General features: G+C 39.2%; 19 protein-coding genes. 15 read left to right on the top strand and 4 right to left on the bottom strand.

Annotated elements, in window-relative coordinates; genetic code table 11:
• Window positions 1-135: 135 nt before the first annotated feature.
• The 8 genes from AC0VYO_RS14745 to AC0VYO_RS14710 all read left to right on the top strand — a co-directional run bounded on the left by AC0VYO_RS14745 (window position 136) and on the right by AC0VYO_RS14710 (window position 9,567).
• Window positions 136-627 (top strand): YaiI/YqxD family protein, encoded by a 492-nt coding sequence (locus AC0VYO_RS14745; protein ID WP_475365511.1) that lies wholly within the window; start codon window positions 136-138, stop codon window positions 625-627.
• Window positions 628-646: 19 nt separating this feature from the next.
• The gene (dnaG, locus tag AC0VYO_RS14740) at window positions 647-2,467 is read left to right on the top strand and encodes a DNA primase (protein WP_475365510.1); all 1,821 of its coding nucleotides are present in this window, start codon (window positions 647-649) and stop codon (window positions 2,465-2,467) included.
• A 47-nt stretch (window positions 2,468-2,514) separates the two neighbouring features.
• Window positions 2,515-3,630 (top strand): RNA polymerase sigma factor RpoD, encoded by a 1,116-nt coding sequence (rpoD, locus tag AC0VYO_RS14735; RefSeq protein ID WP_194219522.1) that lies wholly within the window; start codon window positions 2,515-2,517, stop codon window positions 3,628-3,630.
• Window positions 3,631-3,997: 367 nt separating this feature from the next.
• Complete coding sequence (locus AC0VYO_RS14730; protein ID WP_475365509.1) at window positions 3,998-5,137, top strand: acyl-CoA dehydrogenase family protein; 1,140 nt, start codon at window positions 3,998-4,000, stop codon at window positions 5,135-5,137.
• Between the two features lie 226 nt (window positions 5,138-5,363).
• The gene (locus tag AC0VYO_RS14725; RefSeq protein WP_475367763.1) at window positions 5,364-7,019 is read left to right on the top strand and encodes an AMP-binding protein; all 1,656 of its coding nucleotides are present in this window, start codon (window positions 5,364-5,366) and stop codon (window positions 7,017-7,019) included.
• Between the two features lie 215 nt (window positions 7,020-7,234).
• Window positions 7,235-7,597 carry a cytochrome c550 gene (gene cccA, locus AC0VYO_RS14720; RefSeq protein ID WP_194219525.1) on the top strand — a complete coding sequence of 121 codons (363 nt, stop codon included), beginning with the start codon at window positions 7,235-7,237 and terminating at the stop codon, window positions 7,595-7,597.
• Between the two features lie 141 nt (window positions 7,598-7,738).
• Window positions 7,739-8,449, top strand: coding sequence for a tRNA (adenine(22)-N(1))-methyltransferase (locus tag AC0VYO_RS14715; protein WP_475367498.1), 711 nt, complete (start codon window positions 7,739-7,741; stop codon window positions 8,447-8,449).
• Entirely contained in the window at window positions 8,446-9,567 is a 1,122-nt protein-coding gene (locus AC0VYO_RS14710; RefSeq protein ID WP_430244219.1) for a Nif3-like dinuclear metal center hexameric protein, read from the top strand. The genes AC0VYO_RS14715 and AC0VYO_RS14710 overlap by 4 nt, the downstream gene beginning before the upstream one ends.
• Before the next feature lie 35 nt (window positions 9,568-9,602).
• On the opposite strand, the gene AC0VYO_RS14705 is transcribed toward AC0VYO_RS14710, so the two are convergent.
• Together AC0VYO_RS14705 and vrrA are read right to left on the bottom strand one after the other, a co-directional pair.
• Window positions 9,603-10,547: a 4-hydroxy-3-methylbut-2-enyl diphosphate reductase gene (locus AC0VYO_RS14705; RefSeq protein WP_430244221.1), complete on the bottom strand. Its 945-nt coding sequence runs from the start codon at window positions 10,545-10,547 to the stop codon at window positions 9,603-9,605.
• A 93-nt stretch (window positions 10,548-10,640) separates the two neighbouring features.
• Window positions 10,641-11,249: a VrrA/YqfQ family protein gene (vrrA, locus tag AC0VYO_RS14700; RefSeq protein WP_475367762.1), complete on the bottom strand. Its 609-nt coding sequence runs from the start codon at window positions 11,247-11,249 to the stop codon at window positions 10,641-10,643.
• 367 nt (window positions 11,250-11,616) lie between these two features.
• Between vrrA and AC0VYO_RS14695 the strand changes: the two genes are divergently transcribed.
• Both AC0VYO_RS14695 and AC0VYO_RS14690 read left to right on the top strand, forming a co-directional pair.
• Window positions 11,617-12,894 carry a DEAD/DEAH box helicase gene (locus tag AC0VYO_RS14695; RefSeq protein ID WP_194219529.1) on the top strand — a complete coding sequence of 426 codons (1,278 nt, stop codon included), beginning with the start codon at window positions 11,617-11,619 and terminating at the stop codon, window positions 12,892-12,894.
• Window positions 12,895-13,046: 152 nt separating this feature from the next.
• Window positions 13,047-13,940, top strand: coding sequence for a deoxyribonuclease IV (locus AC0VYO_RS14690; RefSeq protein ID WP_475367761.1), 894 nt, complete (start codon window positions 13,047-13,049; stop codon window positions 13,938-13,940).
• Window positions 13,941-13,966: 26 nt separating this feature from the next.
• Here AC0VYO_RS14690 and AC0VYO_RS14685 read toward each other — a convergent pair whose 3' ends face one another.
• Window positions 13,967-14,227, bottom strand: a complete 261-nt coding sequence (locus AC0VYO_RS14685; RefSeq protein ID WP_475365504.1) for a DUF2624 family protein — start codon at window positions 14,225-14,227, stop codon at window positions 13,967-13,969.
• Window positions 14,228-14,432: 205 nt separating this feature from the next.
• Here AC0VYO_RS14685 and AC0VYO_RS14680 point away from each other — a divergent pair, with 205 nt between their 5' ends.
• The 5 genes from AC0VYO_RS14680 (at window position 14,433) to AC0VYO_RS14660 (ending at window position 18,492) form a co-directional block, all read left to right on the top strand.
• The gene (locus AC0VYO_RS14680) at window positions 14,433-15,299 is read left to right on the top strand and encodes a YitT family protein (RefSeq protein ID WP_371018242.1); all 867 of its coding nucleotides are present in this window, start codon (window positions 14,433-14,435) and stop codon (window positions 15,297-15,299) included.
• A gap of 46 nt (window positions 15,300-15,345) precedes the next feature.
• Window positions 15,346-16,179 (top strand): lytic transglycosylase domain-containing protein, encoded by an 834-nt coding sequence (locus AC0VYO_RS14675; protein WP_475367760.1) that lies wholly within the window; start codon window positions 15,346-15,348, stop codon window positions 16,177-16,179.
• Between the two features lie 256 nt (window positions 16,180-16,435).
• Entirely contained in the window at window positions 16,436-17,212 is a 777-nt protein-coding gene (locus AC0VYO_RS14670; RefSeq protein WP_430244231.1) for a metal ABC transporter ATP-binding protein, read from the top strand.
• A 3-nt stretch (window positions 17,213-17,215) separates the two neighbouring features.
• Window positions 17,216-18,055, top strand: a complete 840-nt coding sequence (locus AC0VYO_RS14665) for a metal ABC transporter permease (RefSeq protein ID WP_194219534.1) — start codon at window positions 17,216-17,218, stop codon at window positions 18,053-18,055.
• Window positions 18,056-18,072: 17 nt separating this feature from the next.
• Complete coding sequence (locus AC0VYO_RS14660) at window positions 18,073-18,492, top strand: Fur family transcriptional regulator (RefSeq protein ID WP_430244234.1); 420 nt, start codon at window positions 18,073-18,075, stop codon at window positions 18,490-18,492.
• Between the two features lie 16 nt (window positions 18,493-18,508).
• On the opposite strand, the gene AC0VYO_RS14655 is transcribed toward AC0VYO_RS14660, so the two are convergent.
• A complete protein-coding gene (locus AC0VYO_RS14655; protein ID WP_475365502.1) occupies window positions 18,509-19,087 on the bottom strand; it encodes a hypothetical protein in 579 nt (192 codons plus the stop codon).
• Between the last annotated feature and the right edge of the window lie 57 nt (window positions 19,088-19,144).

The following is a 19,144-nucleotide window of genomic DNA, read 5'->3' as shown; positions in this document are numbered from 1 at the left end:
AATAAAAATTGTCTATAATCATATAAGAAGGCTTTAATAAGATTCTTAAACTATTGAGGCTTGAACTAAAATTCTGAAAGTTAAAACATAAATTTCAAAAGAAGGATAACTCAGGGAGATGTAGAATACAGAATTATGACGAAAAAGAAACTGACGCTTTTTGTCGATGCAGATGCATGTCCTGTACTAATTAAAGAAGAAATGATGTCTTTTCAAAAAGCTTTATCAGACACCGAAATCGTTTTTGTGGCATCGTATGCTCATATGAGCACGACGTTCCGTGAAGCGAGGTGGGTTATGGTAGACTCTGAAAAGGAAGAAGCTGATCTCTACATCCATCGTCATGCTAAGAAAGGTGATTTAGCTGTAACTCAAGACTATGGACTAGCAAGTATACTCCTTCCAAAGGGTGTTTTTGTCCTTTCTCCAAGAGGAAAAAGATACACTGAAGAGAACATTTCTACTCTTCTACATACGCGTTATTTAGCATCGAAAAGTAGAAGAGCGGGTAAGCATACAAAAGGTCCGCGTAAGTTTACAAGTGAAGATCGAGATGAGTTTCGGAAAGAATTAATTAAAATTTTGTCGAATTATGAAGGAGTTCATTTCTATTTGTCGAAATTATAGAACCTGTTGGTGATAATTAATGAGTGGCAGAATCCCGGAAGAGAAAATTGAAGCGATTCGCAAATCCACCGATATCGTTGATGTGATTAGTGATTATGTCCAACTGAAGAAACAAGGAAGGAATTTCTTCGGTCTTTGCCCTTTTCATGGGGAGAGTACTCCTTCATTTTCAGTAGCTCCCGATAAGCAAATATATCATTGTTTTGGTTGTGGCGCTGGTGGTAATGCATTTTCATTTTTAATGGAAATTGAAGGTTACAACTTCATAGAAGCTGTTGAAGCACTTGGGCAGAAATCAGGGATAGAACTACCTGAAGTTCAAGACAATCAAAATAGTAATCCAAAGACAACATCTGAGAATGAGGTCATCTATAAGGCTCATGATTTTCTAGCTAAGCTTTATAATCATTGCATGGTGAAGACGCCAGAAGGCGAAAAAGCTCGTGATTATCTGAGCGAGCGAGGCTTTACAAATGAAATGATTGAGAAGTTCCAACTTGGCTTTGCCCCTGATTCGTGGGATTATGCAACGGGATATTTGGAGAAAAGAAACTATCCTATAGAAAAAATTGCAAATGCCGGACTTCTTGCGAAAAGGGAATTTGATGGAAAATATTTTGATCGTTTTCGTAATCGTATTATGTTCCCAATATGGGATCCAAAAGGAAGACCGGTCGCATTTGGAGGTAGGATATTAGGGGAAGGTGAACCGAAATACTTGAATAGCCCTGAAACAAAATTGTTTCAGAAAGGGAAGTTTTTGTATGGTTTTCATCTTACCCGTTCTTCTATCCGCTTAAAAGACCAGGCTATCCTTTTAGAAGGTTACGTGGATGTGATTACAGCGTACGGGAATGGGGTACAAAACGTTGTAGCGAGTCTTGGGACAGCATTAACCAAAGATCAGGCTAAACTTCTACGAAGACAGACAGAATCAGTGGTGATTTGTTATGACTCAGATAAGGCGGGGATTAATGCTGCTACAAGAGCCGCGGATGAATTAGTCCAAGCCGGTTGCTATGTTAGAATCGCAAAAATGCCAAACGGACTTGATCCCGATGACTATATCCGAACATACGGTGCAGAACGGTTTGAAAAGGATGTAATAGGGGCAGCGTCAACAGTAATGGCTTTTAAAATGGAAGTTTTTCGATCAGGAAAAAACCTATCGGATGAAGGAGAACGAATCCGCTACATCGAAGAAGTACTTAAAGAAATTAGCGGCCTTTCAAACCCTGTCGAAAGAGACCATTATCTTAGACAGCTATCGGAAGAATTCTCGCTTTCACTCGATGCGCTAAAGCAGCAAGTTACCCAATTTTATAAAGAGGGCAAGAAAAGTAAGGATAATGCTCCTCCTAAAAGGGATAATAATGCTAGGAAAAATTTCTATGTGAAGAAAAAGCTTCTGCCTGCTTTCCAGAATTCAGAGCGAATCTTACTTGCATATATGATGCGAGATCTGGATGTTGCAGAAAAAGTACAGGAAGAGGTTGGCGGTTCGTTTAATATTGACGAGCATAGTGCGATCGCTGCATATCTGTATAGCTTTTATGCTAACGGCCATGAGGCGGACATTAGTCAATTCATGGAGCAGCTTACTGATCCTAACCTTGTCAAAATTGCTTCTGAACTGGCCATGATGGATTTAAATGAAGACGTGTCGGATAAAGAACTTCATGATTATATTCGGCAGGTGTTAAATTATCCAGAATGGATAAAGATAGAAGAGAGAGAAAAAGAGAAAAAAGAAGCGGAAATGAAGCAAGACTTTGTCCAGGCAGCTAAGATCGCTATGGAAATTCTTGAAATGAAGAAGAACTTAAAAAATTCATTTTAAGAAATTAACTATTTTTATTGTTGAGATGTATGGAAGGAGGGGATCGAATGGCTGAAAAACCAACTCGCCAGCCGGCGGAAGGTGAATTAACCATCGATCAAGTGAAAGAGCAGTTAGTAGAGCTTGGAAAGAAAACAAGCTTAATTACTTACTCTACGATCGTAGAACGGTTGTCCCCGTTTGAACAGGATTCCGATCAAATGGATGAATTCTTTGAATATCTAGAGGAACAAGGTGTAGAAGTCATCGAAGATAGTACTGAAAACCCTTCGCCTCAAGAAGTGAATAAGGAAGAAGAATTTGATCTTAATGACTTAAGTGTTCCTCCGGGTGTCAAAATAAATGATCCCGTTCGTATGTACCTTAAAGAGATTGGCCGAGTAGACCTTCTTTCTGCAAAGGAAGAGATTAGTCTAGCACAACGTATTGAAGAAGGTGACGAAGAAGCAAAACGTCGTCTTGCTGAAGCAAACCTTCGACTTGTTGTTAGTATTGCGAAGCGTTACGTTGGTCGTGGGATGCTTTTCCTTGATTTAATTCAGGAAGGAAATATGGGGCTTATTAAAGCCGTTGAGAAATTTGATTACCGTAAAGGTTACAAATTTAGTACTTATGCCACGTGGTGGATCCGTCAAGCTATCACTCGCGCCATTGCAGACCAGGCTAGAACGATTCGTATTCCAGTTCATATGGTTGAAACAATCAATAAATTGATTCGTGTGCAGCGCCAGCTTCTTCAGGATCTTGGCCGTGAACCTGCTCCTGAAGAAATTGGTAAGGAAATGGACCTTTCTCCTGAAAAAGTCCGTGAAATTCTTAAGATAGCTCAAGAACCAGTATCTTTAGAAACGCCTATTGGGGAAGAAGACGATTCCCACCTCGGAGACTTTATTGAAGATCAAGATGCATTGGCACCATCCGATGCTGCAGCTTATGAACTACTCAAGGAACAGCTTGAAGACGTACTAGATACGCTAACTGATCGAGAGGAAAATGTTCTTAGACTGCGTTTCGGACTTGATGATGGACGTACAAGAACCCTAGAAGAAGTAGGTCGCGTCTTTGGAGTTACACGTGAGCGAATTCGCCAAATCGAAGCGAAAGCACTTCGCAAGCTCCGTCATCCAAGTAGAAGCAAACGACTCAAAGATTTTCTTGAATAGAATGGATCACTCTCTGTCTGCTCATGCAGTCAGAGAGTTTTTTTATGGCTTAATGAATCACATTCTTACCATATGTGAAAACGGTTTAGTTAAAAACTCTTTTTTTATCGTTAGTGGAACGGATCAATAAAGAATACAATTCCTGTCATTTATTTTACTGATTTTTCTTTCGTTTTGCAAATGCCGCTTTTTGTATAAAAAGCGTTAACGCCCGTTGTAGTAGGCTTCTCAAAATAGTTTGGCAAAAAAATAATATATAAAATTATTTTTATATTCTAAAATGTTGAAAAAGTAGCAATCAAAGGAGATAATGAAATGTAAGCGCATTCACATTATTGGATTTTTATTTACAGGAGGTTATTTGTTCATGAACTTTGACTTAACGAAAGAACAAAAAATGATTCAGAAAATGATTCGAGAATTTGCTGACGAAAAAGTGGCGCCAGGTGCCGAACAACGCGATAAAGAGAAAAGGTTTCCAAAAGAGATATTTCAACAGCTTGGTGACTTGGGGATTATGGGGCTTCCATTTCCAGAAGAATATGGAGGAGGCGGTGCAGATACCGTCAGCTTTGCAATCGTAGTAGAGGAATTGAGTCGTGCGTGTGGTTCAACTGGAATTACATACTCGGCGCACGTATCACTCGGAGGAGCACCGCTGAACTTATTTGGTACTGAAGAACAGAAGCAGAAATATCTTGCGCCAATCTGTTCTGGTGAGTCATTAGGAGCCTTTGGTTTAACAGAACCTAATGCTGGTTCTGACGCAGGTGGGACCGAGACTGAAGGCGTACTGAAAGATGGAGAATGGGTAATTAATGGAAGTAAATGTTATATAACCAATGCTTCGTATGCTGATCATCTTGCATTAACCGCTATTACTGATCGTAAGGATGGTAATAAAGAAATTAGTGCAATCATTGCGCCTACTTCTGCACCAGGATTTAGAGTAGTGGATAACTATGAGAAGCTTGGACTTCATTCTTCAAACACAACGGAACTTGTAATGGAAGACGTGAGAGTCCCAGAAGAAAATCTGCTGGGGAAACGCGGAGATGGCTTTAGACAGTTTCTCATTACTCTTGATGGTGGTCGAATTGGAATAGGTGCTATGGGAGTAGGGATTGCTCAGGCAGCTTATGAGAAGGCGTTACAGTATGCTAATGAGCGTAAGCAGTTTGGTCGTGCGATTTCACGCTTCCAGGCGATTCAATTTAAGCTAGCGGATATGGCGATGAAAATTGAATTAGCGAGAACGATGGTATATAAAGCAGCCTGGTTGAAAGATCAAGGGAAGAAATTCACGAAAGAAGCTTCTATTTGTAAGCTCTATGCTTCAGAAATTTGTATGGAAGTTTGTGATCAAGCTGTTCAGATTCATGGAGGAAATGGATATATGCGCGATTATCACGTTGAGCGTTATTTTAGAGATGCAAAACTACTTGAAATTGGAGAAGGTACTTCAGAAATCCAAAGAATGGTTATTGCACGAGAAATTGGTTGTTAAACTGAACGAGCGCTCGATTAGTTGTTACTCTTGAAGTTTCTTTATTATTGTCTTTTTCATAACATGAATTTATTAGTGAACCCCATTAACTAGTTAGTTTTGGTTCAAGTCGTAAAGGAGCCAAAACCAACACTGATTATTAGCTAAGCAAATACCCATGGTCCAGAAGAGAAGAAGATGATCTCTTTATCTCTTTTGGATTCTTAATGATGATAGGAGTGTTACTATGACGAAATTGCTTCATGAGACGATCGGATCGATGCTCGAAAGACAAGTGGATCAGTTTGGTAATAAAGAAGCTGTCGTCTACTCAAAAGAAAAAGTTCGATACACGTTTGAAGAGTTCAATAATGAAGTGAACAGAGTTGCTAAAGCGTTGCTAGGGTTGGGTGTTACTAAAGGAGAGAACGTAGCAGTTTGGGCTACGAATGTACCGGAATGGTTACTATTGCAATTTGCCACTGCAAAAGTGGGGGCGGTTCTTGTCACGATTAATACGAATTACCAATCATCAGAGTTAGAATATGTCCTAAAGCAGTCAGAATCCACTCGTCTCTTTTTAATTGATGGCTTCAAAGGCACTTCTTATCCTGAGGTTTTCTTGCAACTTCAAAAAAGCAATGATCAACTGACTGTTGGGAAATGTGCGATAGCTGGTCTTCCATATTTGAAAGATGTTATTTATATTGGTACAGAAGAACGTTCTTCGTTCATGAAGTGGCGAGATTTTCTCAAGGGAAGCGTATCGGTGACGGATAAAGCATTAGAAATGAGAAATGGAGAACTTGATCCAGACGATGTCATTAATATGCAGTATACGTCAGGAACGACCGGCTTTCCAAAAGGAGTGATGCTCACTCATAATAATATTCTCAATAATGGCTACCAGATTGGCCAATGCATGGAGCTCACTCATAATGACCGACTTTGTATTCCTGTTCCATTTTTCCACTGTTTTGGTTGTGTGCTCGGAACTTTAGCGGCTTTTTCTGCAGGAGGGACGATCTTTCCGATCATTGAGTTTGAACCAGAACTGGTACTAAGAACTGTGGAGAAAGAAAGATGTACAGCACTTCATGGTGTACCAACGATGTTCATTTCCGAACTCAGTCTTGCTGAATTTGAATCCTATAATCTAAGCTCGTTAAGGACTGGGATAATGGCTGGAAGCCCATGTCCGATAGAAGTGATGAAAAACGTCATGAAAAGAATGAATATGGTAGAAATAACAATAGCTTATGGACAGACTGAAGCTTCACCAGTAATTACCCAAACAAGAACCAATGATCCGCTCGAGTATAGAGTTAATACAGTGGGAAGAGCCTTACCAGGTGTCGAAGTGAAGATAGTTGATCCCGTATCAGGCCTCGAGGTTCCATCTGGCGAAGCTGGTGAGCTATGCACGAGAGGGTATCACGTGATGAGAGGGTACTACAACATGCCTGAGGCTACGAATCAAGTGATTGATGAAGAAGGATGGCTTCATACTGGAGATATCGCTAAAATGGACTCAGAGGGCTATGTAGAGATTACAGGACGTTTGAAAGATATGATTATACGCGGGGGAGAGAATGTTTACCCCAGGGAGATTGAAGAATTTCTGTATACCCATTCGTCTGTTCAGGACGTTCAGGTTATTGGAGTACCAGATGAGAAATACGGTGAAAAGGTAGTAGCATGCATTCAATTAAAAGAAAAAGAAGCAGTTAATGCTTCCGATATTCTTTTATACTGTAAAGGCAAAATTGCAAGATATAAAGTACCTGCACACGTCTTCTTTGTAGATGAGTATCCAATGACAGCTTCGGGAAAAATACAAAAATACAAGTTACGTGAATCAGCAGTTGAATGGGCAAACCTTAATTCAGAAATATCCAAATAAAAATAATTGTTGGCATCAGTGATTGTGCTGATGCCGTTTGTTTTATTAGAAAAATTTGCTATGATAAGTATAGAGTGAAATCAATGACAAATATGTGATTTGCCTCGCTTCCCCTTTTCTTTCATAGCGTTTTCAAGTAAAATAAGTTATGATTTGTTTACTCTTACATAATTGGGGAAAACGATATCAGCGAATCGGTACAAGGAGGAAAAGAAATGAAAAAGAATCCGCTTATTCCATTTGCATGGACGGCAGTTATCGGATTAATTCTCATTATTGGTGTTTCTTTCTGGGCATTGCAACAGGGCGGCGAAGAAAGTGCTGAAGGTGAAGGCGAGAAGCAAGAACAAGCTGAAGCAGCAGCACCAGAAGATATTTACGCTCAGAACTGTGCTTCCTGTCATGGCGGTGATCTAGGCGGCCAGGTTGGACCAGCTCTAAATGCTGTTGGCGGAAAGTACTCCAAAGATGAAATTCTCGACATTATTAATAATGGTAAAGGTTCGGGAATGCCAGCTGGAGTTATTCAGGGAGAACAAGCTGAAGCAGTAGCTCAGTGGTTATCTGAGAAAAAATAAGAAGGAAAAAAGCTTTCTGTGAGAACAGGAGGCTTTTCTATTTGTATATCAATTAACCTTTACGGAATGCAAATTCTTGTTAGCTTGCATGCAGAGAGGGTAAACTATAGAGAAGAAAACTGGATAAGTAGTGGTGAAAAAATGAACGATAAATTATTATCTGAACGTTTGAAAATGGTTGCGAATTTTGTTCCAGAGGGAAGTAGTGTGGCTGATATTGGATCTGATCATGCCTATTTGCCATGTTATTTGATGAATCATCAACGTATTACTATGGCGATTGCCGGAGAAGTGAACGAGGGTCCATACCAATCGGCAATCAAGCAAGTTAAGCGAAGCGGATTCACCAATGAAATAACAGTACGTAAGGGAAATGGCCTTGAAGTCATCTCGCCTGGAGAAGTGGATGTGGTTACAATCGCAGGAATGGGAGGGCAACTCATACGGGATATCTTGCTAGGCGGAGTAGAGAAGCTAGAAAATGTAAAGCGGCTAATCTTACAACCTAATGTTGCGGCACATCTTTTACGTGAACGACTTGCGGATTTGAACTGGGAACTTGTCGACGAACGGATTCTTGAGGAAGATGATAAAATTTACGAAGTCCTTGTATTTGATGCTGGCAATGGAAAGCAACCCTACGCTGGAATGGATGGCAAAGAACTTCAAAAGAATTTACTTGCGGGCCCCTTTCTCCTAAAGGATAGAAATGAAGCGTTTATGAAAAAATGGCAGATTGAATTAAAGAAAAGAGAACGGATCTTACAGTCTCTTACAAATACAGAAGGTGTTTCTGACAAAGAAGCGCAGGTAACGAATGAGCGTGACATCATTAAGGAGGTACTCTCATGAGCAAGATAGCTTCAGCTCAGGCGATTATTCAAGAATTTGAGGCCTGGTCAAAAAAGAAGTATGCCGAAAATGGTGATCCTATTGGATTGCAAATCGGAAGCTTAAACAAAAAGGTTAAAAAGGTAATGACCGCGCTTGATGTTCTTCCCAACGTGGTAGACGAAGCGGTTCGAGAAGGGGTAGATTTAATTATTGCCCATCACCCCATTCTTTTCCGTCCTCTTAAGAAAATCAATTTGGATACAGAACAGGGGAAAATGGTAGAGAAGCTAATTAAAAATGACATCACTGTTTACGCGGCACATACAAATTTAGATGTTGCACCTGGTGGCGTGAATGATATGCTAGCGGATGCATTAGGACTACAAGAAACGAGCGTTCTTGTTGAAACATTTCAACGAGAACTAAAGAAAATAGCTATATTCGTTCCAATTACACATCAGGAACAAATTAGAACAGCTCTTTCGAAATCAGGAGCAGGGTTTATAGGTGAATATAGTGATTGTACATTTACTTCTCAAGGAACTGGCCGATTCAAGCCCACAGTTCAAGCGCAGCCATTTATTGGTGAATCAGGAGAGTTAGAAGCTGTTCAAGAGGTGAAAATTGAAAGCATTTTTCATGCAGATCAACAAGCGAAGGTTTTAAATGCTGTTAAAAAGGCGCATCCTTATGAAGAAGTAGCTTACGATATTTATCCTTTAGAAAATGAACCAGAAAAGCTTGGGCTGGGAAGAATAGGTCATCTTGATGCAGAAATGACATTAGAAGATTTTGCTGGTTTTGTGAAAGAGAGGCTTGGCGCAAGTGGTGTTAGAATTGTAGGCAATCTTACTTCTAAAATAAAAAAAGTTGCTGTGTTAGGTGGAGACGGTAATAAATTTATTAGTGCAGCTCGATTTAGTGGAGCAGATGTATTTGTATCAGGTGATATTTATTACCATGTAGCTCACGATGCTATGATGGAGGGGCTCCAAATTATTGATGCAGGCCATAATATTGAAAAGATTATGATTGAGGGTGTACGGGAAAAATTGCAGGCTTTTGTAGAAGAGAAAAATTTTGATACGGTTATTATGTCTTCACAAGAAATAACGGACCCCTTTCAGTTTAGATAAACAAAAATCCCGCCTAAAAGTAGGCGGGATTTTTGTTATTTTTTCACTTTCACTTTAGGGAGAATTTTAGAAGAAGGAACGCTTAGCTCACGAGTCCACGTTTCTTCGTTGTCAGGATCATATTGATCAAGAAAACGTATCACTTCTTTTGTAATCGGAGTTGGTGTAGAAGCACCTGCAGTTACTCCAACTGATTCAACACCTTCAAGCCATTCAAGCTTTAATTCAGAAATGTCCGCAATCCGATAGGCTGGTGTGCCAGCAACTTCAATGGAAACTTGGGCAAGTCTATTAGAGTTGTTACTCTTAGGATCTCCAACTACAAGAACTAAGTCTGTATCACCTGCTTGTTGGGCTACGGCTTCCTGACGAACTTGAGTGGCATTACAAATTTCATTATGAATAACCGCATGTGGATAACGTTCCATTGCTTTTTCCATAATTTCTTGAACATCCCACTGACTCATGGTCGTCTGATTTGTAATAATGATGTTATCACAATCGATTTCAAGTTCATCAACTTCTTCAGGCTTTTCAACAAGATGCACAATGTCAGGAGCAATCCCCATCGCACCTTCAGGCTCAGGATGGCCTTTTTTGCCAATATAAATGACGTGATAGCCCTCTTTTTGTTTTTCGCGAATTAAATCATGTGTCACTGTTACATCTGGACAGGTAGCGTCAAGTACAGTTAGGCCCTTTTTCTCCGCTAGCTCTCGAACCTGAGGTGAAACACCATGCGCAGTGAAAATGACAGTTCCTGATTCTACTTTTTCGAGAATTTCCATCCGATTTGGTCCATCAAGTGTAATGATACCATCATCTTCAAATGCATCTGTCACGTGTTTATTATGAACGATCATCCCGAGAATAAAGATCGGGCGCGGTAATGTTTTATCTAATGCAGCATTTCGTGCAATTACCATAGCATCGACAACACCATAGCAATAACCTCTTGGCGAAATTTTAGTTACTTTCATCGAGTACCTCCTCAACCCAAATACGGATTGTTGTATAACTGTTCTTACTCAATTATAAAGGAGATTCCGAGATAACTCAATGAATCACGATGTTCATACATAGAGTTTCGGCTTAGACTTGATACTGATTTCATTTGAGCTTGTCGTTTTTGTTTTTTTCTTGGCTTTTACTCCAGCGGGCTGCTTAGTTGATTTTTTCTTTGGGGTTTTTTTCTGCTTGATCGTTTTTTCTTTGACTTCATCCTCTGTTTCATCCTCTTCACTTGACCCTGAAGACTTCTGATATTCCTTAAACAAAGCAATCATTTCTGGGAGCTGCTTAACCATTGGACCGTATTGTTGTACCATTGGTTTAATTGTATCAGCAGCCTGCATCACTTTTTGAACATTTTGGATCATTCCCATCATATCCATGCCACCCTGTCCGGCACCCGGAAGGATTCTAGAGAGCATGCCGGCTTGTTGGGGTAAACCTGGGATGGTACCTCGTTGCATGGCTGGAAATGCTCCTGGAGGAGTCGGGAGTCCCTGACTTCCTTGAGGAGCGCCTCCTCCTAAAAACCTGGATAGCAGACCGCCGCCACCTCCTGTTTGCTGAGGCTGTGTAAATCCTGGCCCAGGACTTTGAAACCCTCCTCCGGAAAATGGAAAGCCCATACCTGGACCCGGACCACTTTGGGGGGAGGGAGGAAATTGATTCATGTCTTACCCTCCTTATGATAACTTGACCATAATAAGCTCTTGGTATTAATATGGTATGCCACAAAAATAGAAGGTGTGAGAATAGAGATTAATGGGCAATACAAGTAATGAGAAGTTGTATGAAGTGAAATTAGTTAGGGCATCGCTTTACTAATAAAATGGTGTTCGACGATCCAATCTTATAGTTTTCTGTTGTTCTTGTTCGGTGACTATGGCAAACGTGTAGCAAAATTGAAAAACGATCACTTTCATCGAATTTATGGCTTTCTAAAATAAATAAGAGGATCGCTCTTCCCTTAACGTATGGCGCTTTGAGCAAAAATGTTCTATAATACAAGTTGGATTAATGGATGGAGGAACAATAATAATGAAACACTTTGATAGATTAGGGCTTAAGCCTTTTTTAGTTGATGCTCTAGAAGCTCAGAAATTCAACAGACCAACCGAAATACAGGAGAGACTGGTCCCAGCGATACGTAATGGTGACAGTGCGATCGGACAATCGCAAACAGGATCAGGCAAAACGCTTGCTTTCTTACTCCCACTTATTCATCGAATTGATAGTGGATTAAATGAATGTCAGGCTGTTATTACAGCGCCTACGAGAGAATTGGCCGATCAAATTTACAACGAATCGTTAAAATTGATCTCTACCCTCCCTGAAGAAGAAGCAATTTCTATTAAAAAGGCTGTAGGTGGAACTGATCGTAAACGTATGATTAGTCGTATGAAAAATACACCCCATATTGTCATCGGCACTCCTGGGCGTATTAAGGATCTTGTCGAAGAGCAGGCGCTAAGCGTTTTTCCTGCAACGATGCTTGTTGTTGATGAAGCGGACCAAATGTTGGACATGGGATTCATTGAAGATGTAGACTATATCGCATCTCGAATGGCAAAACAATTACAAATGCTTGTTTTCTCTGCAACTATTCCAAAGAGCTTGCAGCCATTTTTGAAAAAGTACATGGACAATCCTAAATTTGTAGAAGTGAATGCAGAACAAGTGACGGCTGATAAAGTAGAAAACATTTTTATTCCTGCACGATATAAAGAGAAGAAAGAGCTACTTTTAAATGTGACTAAGGCAATTAATCCTTATCTTGCTCTTGTCTTTACTAACACTAAACAAACGGCAGATGAAGTGGCTGACTTCCTTATCGAAAATGGCCATAATGTTGAAAGACTTCATGGTGGTGTTCAAGCACGTCAGCGTAAACAAATCATGAAGAAAATTCAGGAAGCTGAATGTCAGTATGTAGTCGCAACTGATCTTGCTTCAAGAGGGATCGACATTAAGGGCGTTTCACACGTGATTAACTTTGAACTACCAAAAGATCTTGATTTCTATATTCACCGAGTAGGACGTACAGCAAGAGCAGGTCACGATGGAATAGCATATACATTGGCAGAACCATCTGATCAACAAGCTATACAAAAGCTATCTTCAAAAGGCATTAGCATTGAGTACAAAGAAATTAAAAATGGTGAGTGGGTAGAAGCGAAGCCCGTAACTCCAAGAAAAAAGCCTACCTCATCAAAACCTGAGGTTTTTGTACCTAAGCCTAAGAAAGTAAAACCAGGCTATAAAAAGAAAATGCAGCAGGAAAGAGATCGTATTCAGCAAAAGCGCGGTCGGAAATAATTCAAAACCCTCTTATGACAGAGGGTTTTTGTCTGCTTAATCGTATGAGAGGGCATGTGTTAAGTTTACTTTTTCAATCGACATGAATAGATGGCAGATTAGCAAAAAAGGTATAATAAAATGATGAAGTGAAAAGGGAAGGATTGAAGATAATGTTAAAAATAGGTTCACATGTTTCAATGAGCGGTGATAAAATGCTTCTAGGAGCAAGCGAAGAAGCTGTTTCATATGGCGCTACAACCTTTATGATTTACACGGGTGCACCTCAGAATACGAGGCGTAAAGCGATTGAAAAGCTTAATATTGATAAAGGTTCGGCCCATATGAAAGAGCATTGTATCAGTGACATTGTTGTCCATGCGCCATACATTATTAATATTGGTAACACTACAAAACCTGAAACCTTTCAACTCGGAGTTGATTTTCTCAGATCTGAAATAGAGCGTACACATGCTCTTGGTGCTCGTCAAATCGTGCTCCACCCTGGTGCTCATGTAGGTGCTGGGGCAGATAAAGGAATTCAGAAAATTATCGAAGGATTAAATGAGGTGCTAACAGCCGATCAAGAAGTTCAAATCGCTCTTGAAACAATGGCCGGTAAGGGTTCTGAGTGCGGAAGAAGCTTCGAAGAACTAGCTCAAATTATTGATGGTGTTACACATAATGAAAAGTTATCCGTTTGTTTTGATACTTGCCATACGCACGATGCAGGCTATGATATTGTGCATGACTTTAACGGGGTTCTAAATGAATTCGACCGAGTAATCGGAGTGGATCGGTTAAAGGTGCTTCACGTGAATGATAGTAAAAATGAGCGTGGTGCGTCTAAAGACCGTCATGAAAATATTGGGTTTGGTTATATTGGCTTTGATGCACTTAATAAGGTGATTCATCACCCTCAATTGAAAGATGTTCCGAAGATCTTAGAAACGCCTTATGTAGGAGAAGACAAGAAAAATAAGAAGGCGCCTTATAAATTAGAGATTGAAATGCTTCGAAATCAAAAGTTTGATGAAGATTTAAAAAGTAAACTAATGTCTGTCTAACAAAAAACCGCTTAAGCGGTTTTTTGTTATTGGGTAAGAAAAGAGAGAATTAACTTGTGTACGCGTGACGCAACCGAAGGACTAACTTCACGACTAATTTTCATTAATATACGTTTTCGTTGCGTTTGGTTCGCAATATCAATATTCTCTTGTTTTAAAATTTGCACAATTTTCTTTGCATCTGTTGCTGAAAGTGTAATACCATATTGGTTAGATAGTTGAAGCAATTCCTCTGTTGTAATACGATTCAATTTGAAATTTACAAGTTGAAGCTGTATTGGATTCATCACGATGCCCCCTTTGCCTATCTCATACTATGCACACAGTTCACGATGGTGTTCGCTAAAAGAACATTCTAAACTTTTAGGATCAGGTTATTTTATTATCGTTTTCTTGACTTTTGACTCATGACTTGTCGTGAATGAGCCAATAGACAATCATGCTCATTAACATAGGCTTCAAAGAAATAAGAGACATACTTTGGAGGGTCCCATGGAGAAAAAACAGCATAGGAAAGAAAGTAAAACGCATTTAATTTATAGACTTTTTATGATTATGATTGGCGCTTTTCTCGCTGCCGCAGCCATTGAATTATTTTTAGTTCCAAATCAGTTGATTGACGGTGGAATTATAGGGATATCCCTTATTTTAGATCACCTCACAGCATTTAATTTTGCTATTCTGGTTGTAGTGTTAAATCTTCCATTTATGTATTATGGTTATAAGCAAATTGGTAAGACGTTTGCCTTTTCAACACTATTCGGTATTATCGGGCTTGCTACATTCGAAACCTTTCTTCACCATACAGATCCATTTACAACGGAACCTATTCTTGGTACGGTTTTTGGCGGATTGACATTAGGACTAGGCGTTGGATTGGTGATTAGACATGGCGGTTCAATGGATGGAACTGAAATATTAGGGATTTTGTTAACGAAAAAAATTCCTTTTTCAATTGGCGAGTTTGTTATGTTTACAAACATATTTATTTTTACGTGGGCTGGATTTGTTTTCAGTTGGGAGAATGCGATGTATTCTGTAATGGCGTATTATATCGCTTTTAAGACAATTGATACGGTGATTCAAGGTCTTGATGAAACGAAAGCTGTATTGATTGTCTCGGATTTATACGAGGAAATTTCGAATGCTATTTTAGATCGACTTGGTAGAGGAACGACAAAACTCGTTGGTAAAGGTGGTTATACTGACGAGGAGAAAGAAGTTATATATGTAGTTATAACAAGGTTAGAGGTGACGAAACTAAAAAGTGTGATCTACGACATTGACCCTCATGCATTTATTACAATTATGAATACTCAAGAAACAAGAGGGGCGAAGTTCAAATCTCCAATTCATTAGACTTCCTATACCGGGGGTCTTTTTTCTTATGAAATTGTAATGATTTATGAGCAAAATAGTAGAAAGGTTTGAGAAAAAGATGATAGGGTATTACCTTAACTGGTGCTCTTCAGCTTTATTAATACCAGTTGAAAAGGAGTGCAACACTATTAATTTTATTCAAAACAATATCAAAAAACCTCTGTCTATGATCACTGTAATTGTTCTAACACTTGTTCTAGCACTAGTCCTTGTACAATCTCATCTATTTAATGAGCAGGTTGCCGATGCTGAAACAACTGTCGGTGAATTGAATCAGAAATCATCCCAGAATGATCAGATGAAAACACAGACAGCTATTAGTAAATTAGAAAAAGAAACGGGTTACTCACTTGACCCAAACTCAGTAAGTGTAGAAGAGTGGAAGCAGGCGAAAGCTTACTCTGAACAGTTCTATCAAGATAGTGAGGGGAAGTTTAGTAAGAAGTGGGGATTGTTCTTAACGTATCAGGCTATGAAAGAAGATATTGATCCTACAATCGTTTATGAGCTTCTGAAAGTTGAGACAGGAAATACGTTTGATCCTGAACTCATTGGGCCAGAAACAAAGTATGGGCATGCTTATGGGATGGCTCAATTCATGACAAATACGGCTCCATGGATTGCCGATATGGCGGAGATTGATTATTCAGAGGACAAGCTATTTGACCCTTATTTTTCAATAACACTTTCCGTCACCTATCTTGATTATCTTTATGAAAAATATGAGAATTGGGATGAAGCTCTGACAGCTTATAACCGAGGCATCGGCGGATTGAAGGCTTATGTAGCAGAAAAAGGAACACCGAAAAGTAGCTATTCAGAAGAGATTCAGGAGATGGCTAGCCTTCATGAAATGTAAACACAGCTTAAAAGCACCTTCGTTTCTTTCTCCGAAGAAGCGTAAAGATGGCCACAGCTTACAAGTCTGAAAGCTGTGGCCATTAAATGTTATTGAGGAACTTCCTATACGATTTATGACCAATCAAATTACGGGGGGCGACTACAATAAGTTATCTGAGATAGAATATCATCAAGGAAATTTACAAATGTTCATCATGTAAGGTATACTACATAATGTAAATCGTAATGATTCTTATAGATGGAAGGTTTTATTTATGGCAACTTCTCAAAATATCATTGATCTTCAGAATATCTCTTTTCATTATGGGGATGGATATGTTCTTGAAGACATTACTTTTTCTATTCCTAGTGGAGCCTTTGTAGGACTTGTAGGTCCGAATGGTTCAGGTAAATCAACTTTAATTAAAATCATATTTGGACTATTGAAGCCTCAAAAGGGACAAGTGAATATATTCGGCAAGAAGATGAATAAGTTTCATGAGTGGAGCAAAATCGGTTATGTCTCTCAGAAAGCAAATAGTTTTAATTCAGGATTTCCTGCTTCTGTATTTGAAGTCGTTTCGATGGGATTAGCGAGTAAACTTGGATTATTCAAATTTATGAAAGCAGCGCATCGAAAAGCAGTTATGGAGGCCCTCAAACAAGTAGGAATGAGTGATTATGCATCAAGTAATATTGGAGAACTTTCTGGTGGACAGCAGCAGAGAGTGTTTATTGCAAGAGCGCTTGTCAGTAAACCAGAAATTCTTATTCTTGATGAACCTACGGTGGGGGTAGATGCTAATTCAACGAGTGATTTCTATGAACTTCTTGGTAAGCTTAATCAGGAGAATGGCATTACCTTGCTTCTTGTAACACATGATATCGGTACGATTACGGATAAAGTAACGCACGTGGCATGTTTGAATAAAACCCTTCACTTTCATGGTGAAACAAATGAATTTGAACAGTTTAATGATCGTGAACTATCTGGATTTTATGGCCATCATGTTCACGTTCTAAGTCACGACCATGATCACGGAGGCATTTAGAAAATGATAGAAGCTTTATGGAAATTTGAGTTTTTGCAAAACGCTTTTTTGGCTGGCATATTAATTGGAATTATTGCGCCGCTACTTGGAGTGTTTATTGTTGTTAGAAGACAGGCGTTAATAGCGGATGCTTTATCACATATTACTTTGGCAGGAATAGCTGCTAGTTTACTTCTAGGTAAGTATTTTACATTCTGGCAGGGCGTTAATCCTGTTTATATGGGAATGGGATTTTCAGCAGCGGGTTCGTTATTTATTGAGCAACTGCGAAAAGTGTACAAGCATTTTGAAGAGCTAGCGATCCCCATTACTTTATCTGGGGGGATTGGACTTGGGGTCGTATTCTTATCATTAGCAGATGGATTCAATTCTGATCTATTTAATTATTTATTCGGAAGCGTCATTGCCATTAGTCGAAGTGACTTAATGGCTGTGGCAGTGATAACGATTATTGTCGTACTTGTTGTGATTTTATTATACAAAGAACTATTTTTTCTCTCATTCGATGAAGAGCAAGCAATCGTATCAGGCGTTAGAGGAAAGTGGATTCATTTCATTTTTATTTTACTTGTCGCGTTCGTGATTGCCGTTTCGATGCAGATTGTAGGTGTACTACTCGTTTCGGCGCTTATGACGCTTCCTGTTGCTGCAAGTATTCGAATTGCTAGAGGATTTAAGCAAACAATCGCATACTCCATTATTTTGGGAGAAGTTGCGGTGCTTGGTGGACTGGTTCTGGCATATTATCTAGATATTGCCCCTGGTGGAACAATTGTTATTCTATCAGCGTTGATCTTGTTGTTCGTTCTTCTATTCAAAAGATTAAAACAGTGGAAATCTTAACATAATGAGGTGGATATATGAATGTCTCTACAGCATTGCGTATTTTAAAGGATGAAGGTTATAAATACACTGAAAAACGGGAGGATCTCGTCACTCTTTTCGCCAAAGAAAAGAGGTATCTTTCAGCAAGAGATGTGCTGAACCATATGCAAGAAAGCTATCCCGGGATGAGTGTTGATACGATTTACAGAAATTTAACTCTGTTTGCGGATTTAACGATATTAGAGGAGACAGAATGGAACGGTGAAAAGCGCTATCGTCTTAGCTGTTCAACGAATACGCATCATCATCATCTCATTTGTCTGGATTGCGGTAAAACTCGCCAAATAGAATCATGTCCAATGGAGAACATCCCAGTAGGGGACTCTGAGTTTGAAGTAACAGGACATAAATTTGAAGTGTACGGTCGTTGTGGTGCATGTCAGGCATATGCCTAAAAGCGGAAGAGCATAGTTATGCTCTTCCGCTTTTATTATGGTGCTTAAGCCACTGTTGAGCTTCTGGCCAGGTTTCCAATCGAGATACATTAGAAGGCACTGTTCCCTGGTTGTATGGAGTGTCAAAAAGGATCACTGGGATCTCACATTCCTCTGCAATCGCACATGCATTATCGTATTTATCCTCAAAAAAAACGTCAACGCTATGTTCTTTAATGGAATCAATTTTATCATGTTTTCCAATAAGTTCGATGTGATGATAAGGGACGGCATTTGATGTAAACCAGTCTTTTGTTGTGTTGAGTAAATGATCCCCTCTTGCACTAATGTAGAAAAGTTCATAATCCACTTTCCATTCTTCTAGTATAGGATGAGCTTGATCTGCGATAAGGGCATTTGCGTAAATTTTCTCTTCATTTATTTTTAACCACTCAAAAAACTCTTTTTGAGGAATGCCGAGAAGGTTAGCAAGATTGTACTGTGTAATATCATGTAAGGATAATTGTTTATTAAATGAAGAATTTAAATAAGGAAGAAAGGTTTTAGGACTTGTTACAGTTCCATCAATATCAAGTCCTAGTCTTTTGATCGTCATAATAAAACTCCTTTTTGATTTGCTCTCTTTTCATCATATCATAGAAAAGAAAGGCAA

It is taken from the genome of Anaerobacillus sp. 63XJN7_4_ISO-PGPR-S23-413, assembly GCF_056173725.1.
The sequence above is the reverse complement of the archived record's forward strand: the minus strand, read 5'-3'. Positions and strand labels throughout refer to the sequence as shown.